Origin of the sequence: uncultured Desulfobulbus sp., assembly GCF_963662935.2 — a bacterium.
Taxonomy (GTDB): domain Bacteria; phylum Desulfobacterota; class Desulfobulbia; order Desulfobulbales; family Desulfobulbaceae; genus Desulfobulbus.
Map to the genome: position 1 here is coordinate 3,059,041 of NZ_CAXXTL010000002.1, position 15,673 is coordinate 3,074,713.

Below are 15,673 nucleotides of genomic sequence, written 5' to 3' on the forward strand. Positions count from 1 at the left end.
ATTACAGAGTGAGGGAATACACACTTCCGGCCCATCTCGAGTTTCCTGCCCGGTATGTGGCTGGGCAACGGCCGGAAACATCAGTGACGGAAATTCTATACTGGCCGGTGGCGTTGGGTGCAAGCGCTGCAGTGGTGTTGTTTCTACTGAGCATTAAGGTCGAGCCACCCGGAAAAGCAACTGAGTTGCCAGCAGCTCCATGGAACGTTCTGTTAGCGGGGATGGAGAAATAATCGGACAGACCACTGGCAATTGCTTGGGCATCACTCTCCGCGCCTGAACAGAATGCCTTGTCACGATAAGAAATGTAGTTCGGAATAGCGATGGCTGCCAAGATGCCGATGATGGCGATAACGATCATCAACTCGATCAGGGTGAAGCCTTTTTCATTTGCATTCAGTCTCAGTTTGTTCAGTGTCATGTTGGTACCCTCCGAAAGGTGTGTTTGGTGCCCGCCGGTCGTTCATTCGCCAGCGGTAGATTTTCATTTGCTGACCATTAAGCACTCGGCGTGCCAGTTTTGCGCACTTTTTTTATTCTGTTTTTTTTTCAAGCTCTTACCTGGTTTTATTTGTTTTTCTCGTATGCGCTTTTATAGAGTGTCCCATGATTGCGACCCATGCCGCTGACAATGATTGTCTGGTGCTGACAATATTTGTCAGTTGATGGTGGGTTCCTTACTTTTCTTGTCATTCGGCGGAGTGAATCCCAGGCTTCCGGCCCTCCGGAGAACAGAGGCTATGACAAAGGGGGCGAGACTAGTGCGGTAACCTGGATGGAGCGTAGCGAAACCCGGGTAGAGTGTGAAGGGAGATTATCCTGGATTTCGCTGAGTTCCATCCAGGATACGGGCGGCGGTCGAGATGACAAGAAGTTGCTTGGAGCGTCTGCAAAGCAGAGGGATGCATCGCTGTCAGGATCGTTCTCTGTGTTGTCATATCGGCCAACGGGAGAAATCTCTGGGAGAGTTGATAACCTTTACCACAGTTTGCTCCGCCTGTTTTCTTTGCGACACTTTTAAGATTTCCCTATTGTTTCAGCGGGATGCTTCCGAAGAGTAGATAACCGGTTCTTTTCTTTTCTCTCACCTTTCAGGATCGCGATGCGAAACGGCTTATTCTTGATGCTCCTGGCTCTCCTGCTGGCTTTGGTAGCTGGGTGTACGCGGGGTCAGCGTGCCTCACTTTTTTCCGATCAAAAGGAAATGGAGTCTGCCTCTCATTGGAATGTGCTGGCCAATGATGTCGCCAATCGGATCAACAAGGAGTTGATGCGGCAGAATTACCTCACCGCATCGGTGCATGTTCGCCATAGCTGCGGCAAGCCGGGGCAATGCGGCACCTACGACACCTTCCCTTTTGACGAGGGGTTCAATGATCTACTGACCACCCAATTGGTCAACTTTGGCGTCCACACGGTGACGGCACCAGAAAGCGCCAGTCTCCTGGTGGACTACAAGGTGCAAGCGGTTTATCATCCTTCAGATTGGAGCAAATGGACCTGGCCCAAGCCGGGCATGCTCACGGTTCTGGCGGCCGGGATTTCCGTGATCCACGATGCCCCTTGGGAGATCATCCCCATCGCCGGCGCCATTGACGCGTTTCGGGCCAACCATCAGGACAACGGTTTTTACGAGGTGATTATTACCACCTCCATTGTTGACAAAAAACGATATGTGATGCGCTCGTCGGATATTTATTTTATCAATAATGTTGAGTTCTGGCAGTATCGGCAGTCAAGCCCCGCAGTTGAAATTCAATTGACCGGTGCACATTCAATCCCCCCGTCTGTGAGGAAGAAATAATTCGCATGATACTGCGTATGGGTCCAGCATATTTACTGTGTTCCCTCTTGGTTGTTTTGCTCCTTGGCGCTGCCGGATGCAGCGAACTCAACGGCACCCGGCTGGAACCGGTACTGGGCGGTGATATTGATCTGGTGGCGTTGGGGGATGAGGTGGCGGACTACTTGTCCAGGCAGCCCGTGCCGCCGCTCCTGCGTAACCAGTCGGATCAGCCGATTCTGGTTACCACCCTGGTCAATAACGACAACCTGGACGAGACCTCGAGTTTTGGCCGCAGTTTTCAGAATCATCTTGTCGCCGGTTTTGCTAGCCGGGCGTATGCGGTGAAGGAGATCAAACTGCGCCGGAACATGTTGGTTGAGACGCACAAGGGCGAATTCATGCTGACCAGGGAAATGGAGGAAATGGCCGCTAAGCAAAAGGCGCAGGCGATTGTGGTCGGTACCTACACCATGGCCAACCGGATTATGTATCTTTCCATTCGGTTGGTTTCGCCCAGCAATCAAGCAATCAGGGGTGTGTACGAAAACAAACTCTATCTGGATGACAATAGCCTGCGGCTACTCGGCCTCAAGCTCAAAAATGGGGCGGGAGACGATCCCACCCAACCGGTTCTTCCTCCCAGTCCGTCCGTTCTCGATAAAATCCTCTACTGATCTTGCTGCAATTGGTTTTCACACCCTCGGGAATATCCTCATGAGGGGGCAGACTGGTCAAGTCGAGATCCGTTTGCCGGATTTGATCACTCGTCTCATTGAGTTCCGAACATAGCCATTCCCCCCAGAATAGTCGTCCTGATCCGTCACTCTCACATTGGCCTCGGCTTTGGCAAAGGGCAATGAGTGATGTGTGAACCACTGCGGCGCCATAAAAAAGACCGTCTTTGAGCTGATGACTGCCACCCGCAACGGGGTAGAATCACTCAAAGACGGCCTGCTTGCTTTCACCCGGAAGGAAAGGCTCGATCCAATTTTTCCGACCAAGCTGTTTTCCTCGAACCCAACCCGAGAAGTGAAGGTCAAGTCTTGAATTTGGCCATCATCTCCTTCAGTCTGTCGGCGATGCCTGACAACTCCTCGGCACTCACCTTGACCTGGCCGCTGGCCTGATTCATCTCGTTGGCGCTGCTGTTGACTGTGGCGATATCAGAGGCGATTTCCGCGGAAACCGTCGAGCTTTGGGCCACGTTCTCGTTAACCTCCGCGATCCCCTGGGATGCCTGATGCACGTTCTGAGCGATTTCTTTGGTGGTGGCGGTCTGTTCTTCCACTGCGGCGGCGATGGTGGCGACAATTTTATCGACATCGGTGATGACCTCGCCGATCTCGTTGATCTCCTTGACGGTGACACCGGTCGCTTCCTGCACGCCCTGGATCTTGGTTTTGATGTCAAGGGTTGCTGCCGCCGTCTGTTTCGCCAGCTCCTTGATCTCGTTGGCGACAACAGCAAAACCCTTGCCTGCCTCGCCGGCTCTGGCGGCTTCGATAGTGGCGTTGAGTGCCAGCAGGTTGGTCTGCTCGGAGATTTCGGTGATCGTTTCAGTGACCTTGTTGATTTGGTCGGCGGCCTTCCCGAGTTCGTTCACCCGTTCGGAAGCCTTGATCGATTGTTTCACCGCCTGGCTGGTGATTTCTTTGGCTTTGCCCGAATTACTCGAGATTTCGTTGATGGTGGCGTTCATTTCCTCGGCGGCGGCGGCCACCATGTTGACATTGACCGCAGCCTGCTCCATGGCGGCGGCGATCGAGGATTGGTTGACGCTCATCTCCTCGGCGGCGGCAGCGACCTGGGCGGACCGGGTAGCGGTGGATTCAGCCCCGGCCGACATCTGGTTGGCGATGGCCGCCAGCTGGGTCGAAGATTCGTCGACCCGGCCAACACCATTGTTAATATCGCCAAACATCCCCCGCAGGTTCACGGCCATTTCGTTGAGTGATTTAGCAAGAATACCGATTTCATCCTGCTGATCGACATCCATGGTTTTGGTAAGATCACCATCGGCCATGGCCTTGGCCAGATCAACGCCCTTAAACAGCGGTTTGGTGATCAGGCGGGTGAGGAGAAAACCAAAGACGATGGCCAGGACAATGCCGAGAACCAGGCAGACGATGGTAATGAGGCGGCCGCGGGCAGCGATATCCTTGGCCTCTTGGATGGTCGCCGATGCGGTCTTGTTTGCCGCCTCCACCATCTTGTCAACTGCGGCAAAGGTGTTGGTTTGAAATGAGGCTCCTTCCTTTAGAAGGAGGATGTTCATTTTGGCGAATTTCTCGCTGCCACTGTCGGCAATTGCATTGATTTTTCCGAAAATGACAAACACCTGTTCCGATGTGGGGAGCAGTTTTTTCTCAAAGATTTCTTTGGCCTCATTGTGCTGACCGTGGCCAACAAGCTCTTTAATCTTGGCTGCATGCTGGTGCAGTTGGGTATGGATGGGCTTGACTTCTTTCACCAAGGCCAGGATGTCAGGGTTAGAAGTATTGGTATCCTGCATCCATTTTCCCAGAGAACAGGTGGTATCGTCGGTGCCGCCCTCGAAGGTGGCGTTCAAGAGCAGGAGCTGCGACAACTTAATCAAGAGAGCGTTATGGGCAATTTCTATCTTGGCCATGTTGTCTTTCATGAGAGTAGGGTTGGTCATGTCCAGGGTAATCAACTCTTTAGAGAGTTCGACTGCCTGGTTGTTTACGCCTGCCCATTTGGTGATTTGGGTGTTGAAGTCCTGCCATTCCGTTTTAACATCGTTCATTATGGGGAGGGTCATAAATTTTTCCTTGGCCGCTCCGTACACCTTTCGTGATTCAAGCAATTGTTGATGAGAAAAGTTACGATCTTCCTTTGAAGCGTAAGGCGTTAGGAGGGAGCGCATCAGCGCAGCGATGGAAGCAGCCTGGCTCTTGACTATCAGGATGTTTTCCACCGCGGGGAGTTGCTCTGTGCCGAGGTGGGCTGTTTCATCGGCGAGTTTTCCCTGTTGGACGATAGACAGAAGCCCCACTGCCAGGATGATGAGGGCTGTGAGCAGGAAACCTCCGAGCAATTTGATGCCGAGTCTGATGTTTTTCATAATCTAATCCTGTTGAAAAAATGAATGAATCCCAAGGACAACGCGGTGCAGGTGTAAGTGGTTACTTGGAGATTATCGGGAAACGGCCAGGCCATGTCAAGGTCGAAAAGCGAGGGAAGGGGGAAACCGTGGTTGTTGAAAACCAGACTGAGAGGGGCAGTCGATAAACTTGCTCCAGCAGAGCGCTTACCCAGTCTTGCGAATCGCCAGAAAGATATTGGCTGCGATAAGAATGAGAGCGCCCAGCCAACCGGCGGCGGTGAGTGGCGGGTCGGCGACCAGCAACGGACCGAGCAGGGCGGCGATGAGGATGCGGCTGGAGGAAATAACCGCGCCTTCGACTGCGGTCACATAGAGAAAACCGTAGGTCAGGAGGTATTGGCCAAGCACCCCGGCAGCAGAGCAGGCAAGCAGGAAGGCAATGTCCAGTTTTCCTGGAAGAAAAAGAGAATTGCTGAGAAAAGGGAGAATGAGAAGTGCCCCCGGACCAAACATATAGAAGAGGATGGTCTGCGAGTCGTGATATTGACGGCTCAGATTCAGGTAGAGAATGGAAAAGCCGGCAAAAAAACCGGACAACAGGCCCCAAGAGTTTCCCAATTGCGGTGTGGTCGCGCCGGGTGCAAGAATCAGCCAGATGCCGAGCGAGGCGATGCCGACGACGTACAGGGCACTAACGTCCCGCTGGCCCTTGATCATGAACCAGGAGAAGAGGGCGACAAAAAGGGGATAGGTCATGTTGAGGATATTGGCGCTGGCTACCGTGGAGACATCGACCGCTTTGTAAAAGCAGAAGACCGCCAGGGCATTGGTCACGGTCCGGCCGATGATATAGTGAACACGGGTGCAACTTGGGCGTTGCCCCTTGATGAGCATGGTCGCGGAGACGATTCCAAAGCCAAGAACAAAGCGGGCAAAGGTGTAGAAGGCGGCGTCAATATGTACGTAGGGCCGGCCCCAGTTGATGATGGCGGTGGCCAGGTAGAAACAGAGTGCCGAGCCGAAAACAGCCAGCCAACCGATGAGCCGTTGCCGTTGGTCAGACAAGTGTGGCGCTGCCGGGGAAATCGCTATCGCCATCGAGATGCTGCCTTTTCCAGAAAATTGAGGGACGTGCTAACCATAAGAGGCACTTCGCCAGCGAGCATGGGGGGAACTCTTTAATGGGGCTCGGTTGCCGGTTAGCTGGGCCGGTAAAGAATTTGCTGTTTTTTTGGGGGGTAAATGAAAGGACAGCTTGCAAGGGGAAGTGCGCAAGATCAATGGTTCTGCACCCGCACCGAGCCAGCCCAATTTCTTGAAAAATATGCAATAATGGTATCGGGGTTCGGGGCTCCCGCAAGCGACTCAGAGAAGGTTATGCTTCCGTTTCATTTCCTCATAAACTAACGTTGAAAAATCACGGATTACCCCGCCGCTGGTATGCATCCATTGCTTATAATCTGCTGGTGATGAAGGACGTTCGACAATTCCGACGATGGCATAGGGTATCCTTTCGCCGTTCTTGTCCCGTGGCGCCAGGATGCCCATGTCGCCGCAGAGATGCGCCGTCGTCCCCGTTTTATTGTAGACTAAAGTGCCATTAGGCACGTCTGTGCCATAAAAAATCCGATCACGTCCCGGAAGAGACATCAATCGAAGCATTTCGTTGGAAGACGGCAATTGATTATTCCAGAGAGCTTTGAGAAATTGAATGTACTCTGATGGCTGAGCGCTGTTTTGATAGGTGCGCCCGCCTGGAGGGATGTATTCCGTCACTTTGACCTGCTTAAAAATCTGATTGTACTCTCTTTTTAAAATGGCCTCGCATCGAGCCGGTCCTCCGACTTGCCGGATAAACCAATTGGTCGCCGCATTATTGCTCTGCTGGATCATGGCCTCCATCAAGTGGCGATGTTGCGGGGTGTAGGCCAATTTCCCTTTTTCTACTTGATGAAAAAAAGCCAGGGCAACAAAGGGTTTGATCATGCTTGCCGCTTGAAACGAGCGATTCGAATTAATGCTGAGCAAATAGTTGTTATTGGTGAGGTCATAGACCACCCAGGCTGTCCTTTCTTGTTGTTGTATTCTGCCTTTCTTTTTCTGATCCTGGAGAAAGACATCCATCCTGCTGTTTAATCCTGCCGGGGTTCCGGGGGAAATGGCTTGTAAATTGGATGGGTTATGCTCCGTTGTTCTCGTGCTGAGCTGGTTGCTGGTGATGCCAAATTGTAGCGCGGTTGTTTTCTTATTTGTCGTGTGCTGAAAAATGGCCTGGGATTGAACAGTCCGGGAACCTTGCTGGTCAGGCACTCTGCGTGTTTCCTTGAGGAGGCCAGGACCGGCGGGGACAATTGGTCGATCGGCGGCAGGTATGATCGACGCGGAAATTTTCTTTTTCTTCAGCATGGTTCCGTGCTGCTTGGCAAACCGGAGCGCTGCAGATTTGCTCGCCCAACAACGGTAAACGATCGAAAAATTGCGTGAATCATTTTTTTCGATAGATAAATGAGCGCTGACCTGTGCGCCGAGAGAGCTTTTGATGGTGGCGTAATCCTGATGAAGGATTGCAAGGTCCGGCCCCATAGTGTAGCTGACATTGTAGAGACTCTGGTCGCCACTGTTTTTTGTGGGTTGTGCCGGTTGAAGACCTGCTCGTCGGAGTTTTTGAGTGTGCTCTTCGGCAGTCTCCTTCGCCTGCCCCAGCGTCCCGTTCATCATGTAAACAACCCCATATTCTTGGCCACGCCCGACAATCTTCAGTTGTTTGTCGATGGTCAGCCCAAGAAGAGCCGGCAGCTTTTTCCGGTAATCGAGGACCTGCTGGATATCTGCGTCCCACGTGTACGCAACATCATAACGCGGCGATTGGGCTGCGCCGGCAAGTGTCGCCTGGAGAAGGAGAAGATGAATACCTATCTGGATGAATTTAAATAAGTTCACTGCAATGCATGCCGTATGGTTGAAATAATTGTTGACTGTATTCTGACCAATCCAGCCTCTTTCTGCCCGTTATGGAAAAATCGTGCGAGATATCAATATTTTATCAATACGATTTCTATCCATGTCGACAACCTCAAAACGATACCCATGTTCCTCAAAATGAGCCGCCTCCTTGGGGATACAACCCAACATGTGGATGATATATCCTCCCAAGGTATGGAACGTGTGACTTTTTTCACCGGAAAGATCCTGCTTGATCTCAAGCATCAATTTTACCCGTTCGATTGCAACACCGCCGTCGACAAGCCATGAGCCATCTTCTCGTCGGATGAATTCTTGATCTTCGGACAGACTGGAGGAGGGCACTGCACCGACAATGGCGGTCAGGACGTCGGTAAGGGTGACGATGCCTTGTATGTCGCCGTATTCATCAATAATGAGGGCACATTGCAGATATTCTTTGCGAAATTTCTCAAGCAACTGTGTCGTGGTCACATATTCAGGCACATACAGCGGTTTGCGAAGATGTTTTTCAATCGCCAGTGGCTCACAGGCAAGAGCGGTTTGCAGCAGGTCTGCGGTCCGCAAGAGTCCCGCTACCTCTTCCAACCCGCCACGGCAGACTATAATTCGGGAAAATGGACAGGTGGCCAGGTATTCACGAATTTCCGGTTCTGGTCTGTTGAGATCGAGCACATGAATATCTTGGCGATGCGTCATTATCGCCACTACTGGCTGCTCATCCAGGCGGAGCACGTTGGAGACGAGGACTTGCTCGCTTTCATGAAAAACTCCGGCCTCCGCCCCCTGTTCCATTAAGAGTTTGATCTCCTCATTGGTGACGGAAGATGTCTCTCTCTTGTTGGCACCTGCCAATTGCAGGAGCAAACTCGATGACGCTGAAAAGAACCACACCAATGGTTTCGCCACCCGAGCCAGCATCTTCATCGGACGGGCAACTAAAGAGGCCACTTTTTCAGGCTCCAACAATCCCAGGTGTTTCGGGACCAATTCGCCGACGACGACAGAAAAATAGGTCAAGGCGATGACCACCACAGCAAGAGCTAGGGGTTTGGCATACGTTTGCACGAAGGGCAAAGTCTCAAGCCAGGCGGTGAGGGGGTCGGCTAAGGCATTTTCTCCGATGGCACCGCTCAAGATGCCGACCATGGTAATACCGACTTGAATGGTGGAGAGAAATACGGATGGATTTTTTTTGAGATTCAATGCCGAGTTAGCCCCTCGTTTGCCGTCGTTTGCCATTTTTTGCAGGCGGGTATCCCTGGAAGAGATCACCGCTATTTCTGACATGGCGAAAATGCCATTGAGTAAAATGAGCAATACAAGCACAGCTAAATCCATGTACTCTCCAATCCTATTGATATATTTGAAGAAGGTGGGCGAGATGAAGCATATTTGCCGGTTCTCCAGGGCACTGTACTTGGAAAACCTATTCTGCTCAAATTACCATTTATCCTCTGTGATGAGAAGAAGAGGTGTGCATGGTGGGTGCAAATGGCCAAAGGTGAATACAACGAATAATTCCTCTGGCAAGGAGCGTAAGGGCTCTTGCAAAAGAACTGCTGAATCGTTTGCAGCCGATGGCAAGTGTCTGGAACTCGAAGTATTGATTGGGGAAAACGGGTTGTTTCAACATTTCCCTTGGGGCCTGTTTGAGCGGACATTTCCAGTCGGAAATACCTTCTCATTTTGGCCACCAAAAAAATAGAAGCCTTACCGTTGATGGTTTCGTTAAAAGTCCATTTCTGTCATTTTTACGAGCACGGATAATGGAGATGTCATGATAATTCTAGATATTTATCTCTAAATTCGAAACGAAAAAAACGGAGAATCTGTCCTTTTTGCGAGTTTACCACCGTTCAGAGTGGAAACAACCGCAACGGCCAGTCCGCCAAGAGCCTACAAGAAGAGTTTGACGCGTTGCCGATCAAGGTGCCTCGTGACCGGGGCTGCCGTTTCTCGTCGATACCATTGCCAAGGGGGCGGACTGTTCAGGGGGGCGATAGGGTGAGCGTGCGTTTTTTTAACCTGAGGATGAATCGCCGGTTGTCTGCTTCGTTTTCTTGCCGCCAAAAACGCGACCGGCAATGATACCGGCTTCGTATAGGGCGAAAAGGGGCAATGAGAGCAGGGTGGTGGCTGTCAACTCACCGGTTGTCAGGAGAAAGGATAGGACGACGATGGCAATGTAAAAATAGGCCCTTTTTTGGCGGAAATGATCGCCCTGAATCAGGCTGGTGCGGATCGCCATCACCATGAGAAAAGGTATTTCAAAGGCAATGCCGAAGGCCAGGACCATGCGTCCGGTGAACGTCAGGTAGAGGTCGAGTTTGAGCATCGGTTGCAGGGTGGGCGAGGCGTAACTCATGAAATAGTGAAGCATTTTCGGCAGGACAATGAAAAAGGCAAACAGAGCACCGCTGGCAAAGAGCAAAGTCGCCCAGAGAAGAACGGTGCGGACCATCCTTTTCTCGCTGTCGAGGAGCCCCGGCGAGACGAAGAGCCAGATCTGATAGAGAACAAAGGGCAAGGCGGCAGCCAGACCCACCAGCAGGGAGAGCGTGAGGTAGCTGATAAAAGCCTCGGTCAGCTTAGTGTAGACCAGTTTGCCCAGTTGCGGATAGGCCACGTACAACGGTTGCATGCACCAGGCGGCAAGCTGATCTTTGAACAGGTAGGCAACTGTGCTGGTGAGGACAAGCACCAGACAGCAACGGATCAGACGTTTACGCAGCTCCTCATGGTGAGGCCTGAGGTGTGCCAGGGCCTCGATCATTTGGTTTTATCGTGGATTTCGAGCACTTGCTCGGTGACAGAAGCCTCGGTGGGCTGCGGGGCTTCGGTTGCTTGGTCCGGATCAACGGTTCCGGTTGGGGGAGTGGAACGGGCGTTTATTTCAGCTTCGTCGGCAAGGGCTTCCGGTTCGACGTCAATGATGTTTTCTTCGTCATTTTTTGTCACTGGACCGGAGGCTGGGTGCCAAACCGAAGGATCAACATCAATCATTTTCTCCCGGAGTTCGTCGGCTGTTTTGCGGAGGTCTTGTTGCACTGAATCAAGAGCTTCGCCCTCCTGGGTCAAATTCTCCTTGACCTGGTTCAGAGTTTTTTTCATCTCCATCAACCCCTTGGCAAGCGATCGGGCCAGGCCGGGAAGTTTGTCCGGGCCAACAACAATCAGGGCGACGGCAAAGATGACAATCATTTCCGGGAGGCCGATTCCAAACATGGGCAAATACCGGGCGGAGGTTGGAGGAAGGGAGGCTGTCAAGCCGTTGCAAGACAGCAACTCTACGGGATTTGGTGGGAGGTGTCAAGCGGGCGGCGGCTCAAACCTTGGGGCGCGGCTTGCGTAGACCGTCGATCAGGTGCAAAATGGCCAGGATAGGGTGGGTAAGGAACATGCGCGGCCCGGCATAGCGCATCACCGCCCTGATATGATCCCGTTTCCCAGGTGTATAACAGTGGACTGGGCATTTGCCGCAGGTGGTTTTGTGTTCCTGGAAAGGACAATGGTGCAACCGTTTACGGGCGTAGGCCAGGAGTTCTCGGCATTCCTCGCATGGAGTGGCCTTGCCGCCATGGTGATCCCGGCAGAAGCGGTGGATCATAGCCTCCACGGTCTGGGATTCACGCTGCAGGCGTCGAGAGGAGAAAGGGTGTGGCATGGGCAGGGATAAGGTGATGACTGGATGGTTGGTTAACTTTTGTCGCAATGTACCATTGTTGCGAGCATGAGGCACCGCAAATGATACGATGTTCTGGAGAGGCCTTTGGGGGAGGTGTTACCGAATGGTAGCGGCTTCTGGTGTATTCCGCTACCAAATGGTAGCAGTTTTGGGCGATGCCGCTTGGCATGGTGCTGAATTTGCCTCATTGTTTTGCATGGTATGTTGTTTGCTTATGAAGTACATGTTTGCGGGGGTTCGAAGGTTGTAAGAGGTTAAAATCACTTTCAGTTTGCATCCTCTGGGGGTGCAACGTACCCAACCGGCGAGGTAAAAAGGCGTATGAAAGAGATGAGACTAGAGGCACGGGGCTATCCTGTATTGAACCATGAACAATCCAACAACCTGAAAAGTTGCGCGGGAAAACAGGTCCGACTATGAAATATATAGCGATATTGTCCGTTGCGGTGGTTCTGGGCGTTTTTGCCAATCTGGTGCATGAATCCAAGATGCTCTCCTACCTATCGAGCGATCCCAAGGCCTGCATCAATTGCCACACCATGATTACCCATTATGAGACTTGGCAGCACAGTTCCCATCGGGCCCGAGCAACCTGCGTTGATTGCCATTTGCCGCGCGATTCCTTTGTCAAGAAGATGCTGGCCAAGGCACGGGACGGCTATAACCATTCCGTTGCCATGACCTTCAAAACCTACGGGTACAATCTTCGCATCAGCAGTGATGCTGCCAGGAGAATTCAGGACAATTGCATCTCCTGCCACCGGGAGAACGTCTCGCAGATGCTGACCAACAGTAGCCTCTACGAAAAGGTTGCCGACAGCGGTGTCCAGATGGGGCGTCGATGCTGGGAATGTCATCGGGGGCTGCCCCATGGGACCATGCGCAATCTGACGGCAACACAGAATACTTTTTCGGTCAAGGTATTATAAGGATTTCAACCAGGAGAATGTTCATGAAAAAATCATCTATTGTCTTCGCTCTTTGTGTGCTTGTCACTGTGCCGATGGTGTTGCTGACTCTCTCCATCAAGGAGAACAAGGCTGAGCAGCAGGCCATTGGCGCGGTTCCAACCATTAAAGAGGGCGAGACCCGCTCCTCGGAATGGGGCAAGCATTATCCGCGTCAGTACGACACCTATATGCAAACCAGAAAGAGCGATGAGATAGCTGATGTATTGAAGCAGGATCCCGCTCTCTTGGTTATGTGGGGTGGATATGCTTTTTCTAAGGATTATAACAAGCCTCGCGGTCATTACTACATGCTCGAGGATAATATCAACACCCTGCGTACCGGTGCCCCGGTCGACAACAAGACCGGGCCCCTGCCGACTGCCTGCTGGACCTGTAAGTCGCCCGATGTGCCCCGGTTGATCAAGCGGGATGGCGAGATGGAATTTTTCACCGGCAAATGGGCCAAATACGGCGATGAGGTGGTTAACCCTATCGGTTGCGCCGATTGCCACGACAGTAAGACCATGAAGCTGACCCTGACCAGAGAGTATCTCAAGCGTGGGCTCGAAGCTGAGGGGCGCCTGAAGGTCGCCGACATCACCCATCAGGATATGCGTTCGCTGGTTTGCGCCCAATGCCATGCTGAGTATTATTTCAAAAAGACCGAGTGGGAAGACAAGGGGGAGAAGAAAACGGCCATGGTGGTCACCTTCCCCTGGGGCAAGGGGTTGTCGGCCGAAAAAATGGAAGAGTATTACGATGAGATAAATTTTTCCGATTGGACGCACCAGCTGAGCAAGACGCCGATGCTCAAGGCTCAACATCCTGATTACGAGACCTTTGTTACCGGCGTGCACGCCAGGAACGGGTTGGCCTGTGCCGATTGCCACATGCCCTATGTCCGGGAAGGAGGTGTCAAATATTCAAGCCACAAGGTCGGTAGTCCGCTGGATAATATTGCCAATACCTGTCTGAATTGCCATAAAGGAACGGAAAAAGAGTTTCGTGAGACTGTAGAGAGAAAGTTGGCTCGCAAGAATGAGTTGGCCAAGCTGGCTACGGATATCCTTGCCAAAGCTCATCTGGAAGCTGCCAAGGCCTGGAGCGCTGGAGCGACCGAGGAAGAGATGAAACCAGCGTTGCAGGATATCCGCCATGGGCAATGGCGCTGGGATTACGCTGTTGCTGGTCACGGCGCCTTTTTTCATGCTCCGGAGGAGATTCTTCGGACATTAGGTGGTGCTATTAACAAAGGGCAGGAGGCTCGTGTGAAGTTGCGTATCGTTCTGGCCAAGTACAAGGCCGCTGATTTTGTTGCCGCTGATTTTTCGACCAAGGAAAAAGCGCAGGCGATTATCGGTATGGATTACGGCAAACTGGTCGAAGAGAAAAAGACCTTCCTCAACACGTTGAAGCAGGAGTGGTTCAAGAATTCCGAGGCAAAAGGCCTGTATGATCCCGAATCCAGAAAGGATATGGTGCTGAAAACTTCGTATAACTGATTTTCCCCATCTTTTTTGTCCCGCACCTTCCGGTTCTGCCCATTTTTCCATGGGTGGAACCGGAAGTGTCTGTTGCTCTCCTCATTATTTCATCGGAATAGCTTGTTTTTTGTTAAAAATGGCTGGTTTTTCTCCCGTTTGACTTTTCTGGATAATTCTGCTAGATTAGCAAGGTTTGGTACAGGCATGCTGCTCTTGCAGTGTATAAAAATCGGGAAAGTCGCCTGTTTCACCTATTCAATTCTTGGAGAGAACATGGCCAGTGTCGTGGTGGTCGGCACCCAATGGGGTGATGAAGGTAAAGGGAAAATCGTTGATCTCCTGACCCGGTATGCGGATTATGTTGTCCGCTTCCAAGGTGGAAATAATGCTGGCCATACGCTGGTTGTGGATGGAAAGAAATACATCTTCCATATCATCCCTTCCGGCATTTTGTATGAAGATAAAATCTGTGTGATCGGCAATGGTGTAATTATTGATCCCGGCGTTCTCTTGAAGGAAATAGCCGGTCTAGCCGAGAAGGGCTTTGTCGTTGCTCCGAAGCGACTTCTGATCAGCAGTAACGCCCATTTGATCATGCCGTATCACCAGAGTTTGGATATTGCCCGCGAGAATGCCCTAGCTAAAGAAAAGAAGATCGGCACGACCGGCCGTGGCATTGGCCCCTGTTATATGGATAAAGTCGGGCGCGTTGGCATGAAGGTCGGCGACCTGCTCGATATGAGCTTGTTTCGGGATAAACTCCAGGCAGCGGTGGAAGAAAAGAATTTTTTTCTTACCCGGCAGTTTGGGGCGGACCCAGTAGATTTTGCTGCAATCGTCAGCCAATTTGAGGCATTTGCCGAACAGTTGGCACCCTTCATCGGTAATGTATCGGTGGTGCTGGATCAAGCCCGGAAAAAGGGGAAAAACATTCTCTTTGAAGGTGCTCAGGGCACACACCTTGATATTGATCACGGCACCTATCCCTTTGTCACCTCATCGAACACCATAGCCGGCAACGCCTGCATAGGGTCGGGATTTGGACCCAATCATATCCACGAGGTGATCGGTATCCTCAAGGCCTACACCACCCGGGTCGGCGAAGGCCCCTTTCCCACAGAGTTACCGGAAGGCGACGTCATCGGCGATGCCCTGCAGCAGAAAGGCCATGAGTACGGTGCAACGACCGGTCGTCGCCGCCGCTGCGGTTGGTTTGATGGTGTGGTTGCCAACGATGCCGTACGTTTGAACGGGTTGACCGGATTTGCCGTGACCAAGCTCGATGTGCTCTCCGGACTGCGGAAGTTGAAAATTGCCACCAGCTATCAGGTTGAGGGCGTACAGTATGACTATATGCCTGACAACATCCGTAAGGCACGACTGGCGGAGCCTGTTTACCAGGAGGTCGATGGCTGGGAAACCGAGCTTTCCGGAATCCGTTCCTATGAGGAACTGCCCGAGCAAGCCAAATCCTATCTCAAGCGGCTTGAGGATTTAACCGGTGTGGCACCTGCAATCATTTCTGTCGGTCCTGACCGCGAGGAAACCCTTCTGCTCCGTAACCCCTTTGCCGGGTAAAACCGCATGGCCGTTGGCAGTTGATCTTGCCATGGCCCATATAATGATTATTACTGAACAACTTAGTGTATCGCCGTTTCTTTTTGTTTATCTTGTACAGGCGAATGACTGGTAGAGATTGTTCCACACTCCCGGAGGTAGCTTGCTCCGGGATTTTTA

General features: G+C 51.9%; 13 protein-coding genes. 5 read left to right on the forward strand and 8 right to left on the reverse strand.

The window, feature by feature from the left end; genetic code table 11:
- Nucleotide 1: 1 nt before the first annotated feature.
- Nucleotides 2–421, reverse strand: a complete 420-nt coding sequence (locus ACHZCX_RS17810; protein ID WP_319588544.1) for a prepilin-type N-terminal cleavage/methylation domain-containing protein — start codon at nt 419–421, stop codon at nt 2–4.
- 681 nt (nt 422–1,102) lie between these two features.
- Here ACHZCX_RS17810 and ACHZCX_RS17815 point away from each other — a divergent pair.
- Nucleotides 1,103–1,804 (forward strand): hypothetical protein, encoded by a 702-nt coding sequence (locus ACHZCX_RS17815; protein ID WP_319588545.1) that lies wholly within the window; start codon nt 1,103–1,105, stop codon nt 1,802–1,804.
- 5 nt (nt 1,805–1,809) lie between these two features.
- A complete protein-coding gene (locus tag ACHZCX_RS17820) occupies nt 1,810–2,460 on the forward strand; it encodes a FlgO family outer membrane protein (RefSeq protein ID WP_319588546.1) in 651 nt (216 codons plus the stop codon).
- 362 nt (nt 2,461–2,822) lie between these two features.
- On the opposite strand, the gene ACHZCX_RS17825 is transcribed toward ACHZCX_RS17820, so the two are convergent.
- From ACHZCX_RS17825 to ACHZCX_RS17855, 7 genes are all read right to left on the reverse strand, one after another.
- A complete protein-coding gene (locus ACHZCX_RS17825; protein WP_319588547.1) occupies nt 2,823–4,871 on the reverse strand; it encodes a methyl-accepting chemotaxis protein in 2,049 nt (682 codons plus the stop codon).
- Nucleotides 4,872–5,057: 186 nt separating this feature from the next.
- Nucleotides 5,058–5,951 (reverse strand): DMT family transporter, encoded by an 894-nt coding sequence (locus tag ACHZCX_RS17830; RefSeq protein WP_319588548.1) that lies wholly within the window; start codon nt 5,949–5,951, stop codon nt 5,058–5,060.
- Nucleotides 5,952–6,218: 267 nt separating this feature from the next.
- The gene (locus ACHZCX_RS17835; RefSeq protein ID WP_319588549.1) at nt 6,219–7,793 is read right to left on the reverse strand and encodes a serine hydrolase; all 1,575 of its coding nucleotides are present in this window, start codon (nt 7,791–7,793) and stop codon (nt 6,219–6,221) included.
- A 69-nt stretch (nt 7,794–7,862) separates the two neighbouring features.
- Nucleotides 7,863–9,155, reverse strand: a complete 1,293-nt coding sequence (locus ACHZCX_RS17840; protein WP_319588550.1) for a hemolysin family protein — start codon at nt 9,153–9,155, stop codon at nt 7,863–7,865.
- A gap of 682 nt (nt 9,156–9,837) precedes the next feature.
- Complete coding sequence (gene tatC / locus ACHZCX_RS17845) at nt 9,838–10,590, reverse strand: twin-arginine translocase subunit TatC (protein WP_319588551.1); 753 nt, start codon at nt 10,588–10,590, stop codon at nt 9,838–9,840.
- Complete coding sequence (gene tatB, locus ACHZCX_RS17850) at nt 10,587–11,042, reverse strand: Sec-independent protein translocase protein TatB (protein ID WP_319588552.1); 456 nt, start codon at nt 11,040–11,042, stop codon at nt 10,587–10,589. The genes tatC and tatB overlap by 4 nt, the downstream gene beginning before the upstream one ends.
- Nucleotides 11,043–11,142: 100 nt before the next feature.
- A complete protein-coding gene (locus ACHZCX_RS17855; RefSeq protein WP_319588553.1) occupies nt 11,143–11,529 on the reverse strand; it encodes a nitrous oxide-stimulated promoter family protein in 387 nt (128 codons plus the stop codon).
- A gap of 389 nt (nt 11,530–11,918) precedes the next feature.
- Here ACHZCX_RS17855 and nrfH point away from each other — a divergent pair, with 389 nt between their 5' ends.
- From nrfH to ACHZCX_RS17870, 3 genes are all read left to right on the forward strand, one after another.
- The gene (nrfH, locus tag ACHZCX_RS17860) at nt 11,919–12,431 is read left to right on the forward strand and encodes a cytochrome c nitrite reductase small subunit (protein ID WP_319588554.1); all 513 of its coding nucleotides are present in this window, start codon (nt 11,919–11,921) and stop codon (nt 12,429–12,431) included.
- 23 nt (nt 12,432–12,454) lie between these two features.
- Nucleotides 12,455–13,954, forward strand: a complete 1,500-nt coding sequence (gene nrfA, locus ACHZCX_RS17865) for an ammonia-forming cytochrome c nitrite reductase (protein WP_319588555.1) — start codon at nt 12,455–12,457, stop codon at nt 13,952–13,954.
- Between the two features lie 255 nt (nt 13,955–14,209).
- The gene (locus tag ACHZCX_RS17870) at nt 14,210–15,514 is read left to right on the forward strand and encodes an adenylosuccinate synthase (RefSeq protein WP_319588556.1); all 1,305 of its coding nucleotides are present in this window, start codon (nt 14,210–14,212) and stop codon (nt 15,512–15,514) included.
- Nucleotides 15,515–15,673: the final 159 nt, after the last annotated feature.

Excerpts from the sequence above, each read along its gene's own strand:
- ACHZCX_RS17810 (WP_319588544.1), bottom strand. The coding sequence starts at position 421 with ATGACACTGAACAAACTGAGACTGAATGCAAATGAAAAAGGCTTCACC.
- ACHZCX_RS17815 (WP_319588545.1), top strand. The coding sequence starts at position 1,103 with ATGCGAAACGGCTTATTCTTGATGCTCCTGGCTCTCCTGCTGGCTTTG.
- ACHZCX_RS17820 (WP_319588546.1), top strand. The coding sequence starts at position 1,810 with ATGATACTGCGTATGGGTCCAGCATATTTACTGTGTTCCCTCTTGGTT.
- ACHZCX_RS17825 (WP_319588547.1), bottom strand. The coding sequence starts at position 4,871 with ATGAAAAACATCAGACTCGGCATCAAATTGCTCGGAGGTTTCCTGCTC.
- ACHZCX_RS17830 (WP_319588548.1), bottom strand. The coding sequence starts at position 5,951 with ATGGCGATAGCGATTTCCCCGGCAGCGCCACACTTGTCTGACCAACGG.
- ACHZCX_RS17840 (WP_319588550.1), bottom strand. The coding sequence starts at position 9,155 with ATGGATTTAGCTGTGCTTGTATTGCTCATTTTACTCAATGGCATTTTC.
- tatC (WP_319588551.1), bottom strand. The coding sequence starts at position 10,590 with ATGATCGAGGCCCTGGCACACCTCAGGCCTCACCATGAGGAGCTGCGT.
- tatB (WP_319588552.1), bottom strand. The coding sequence starts at position 11,042 with ATGTTTGGAATCGGCCTCCCGGAAATGATTGTCATCTTTGCCGTCGCC.
- nrfH (WP_319588554.1), top strand. The coding sequence starts at position 11,919 with ATGAAATATATAGCGATATTGTCCGTTGCGGTGGTTCTGGGCGTTTTT.
- nrfA (WP_319588555.1), top strand. The coding sequence starts at position 12,455 with ATGAAAAAATCATCTATTGTCTTCGCTCTTTGTGTGCTTGTCACTGTG.
- ACHZCX_RS17870 (WP_319588556.1), top strand. The coding sequence starts at position 14,210 with ATGGCCAGTGTCGTGGTGGTCGGCACCCAATGGGGTGATGAAGGTAAA.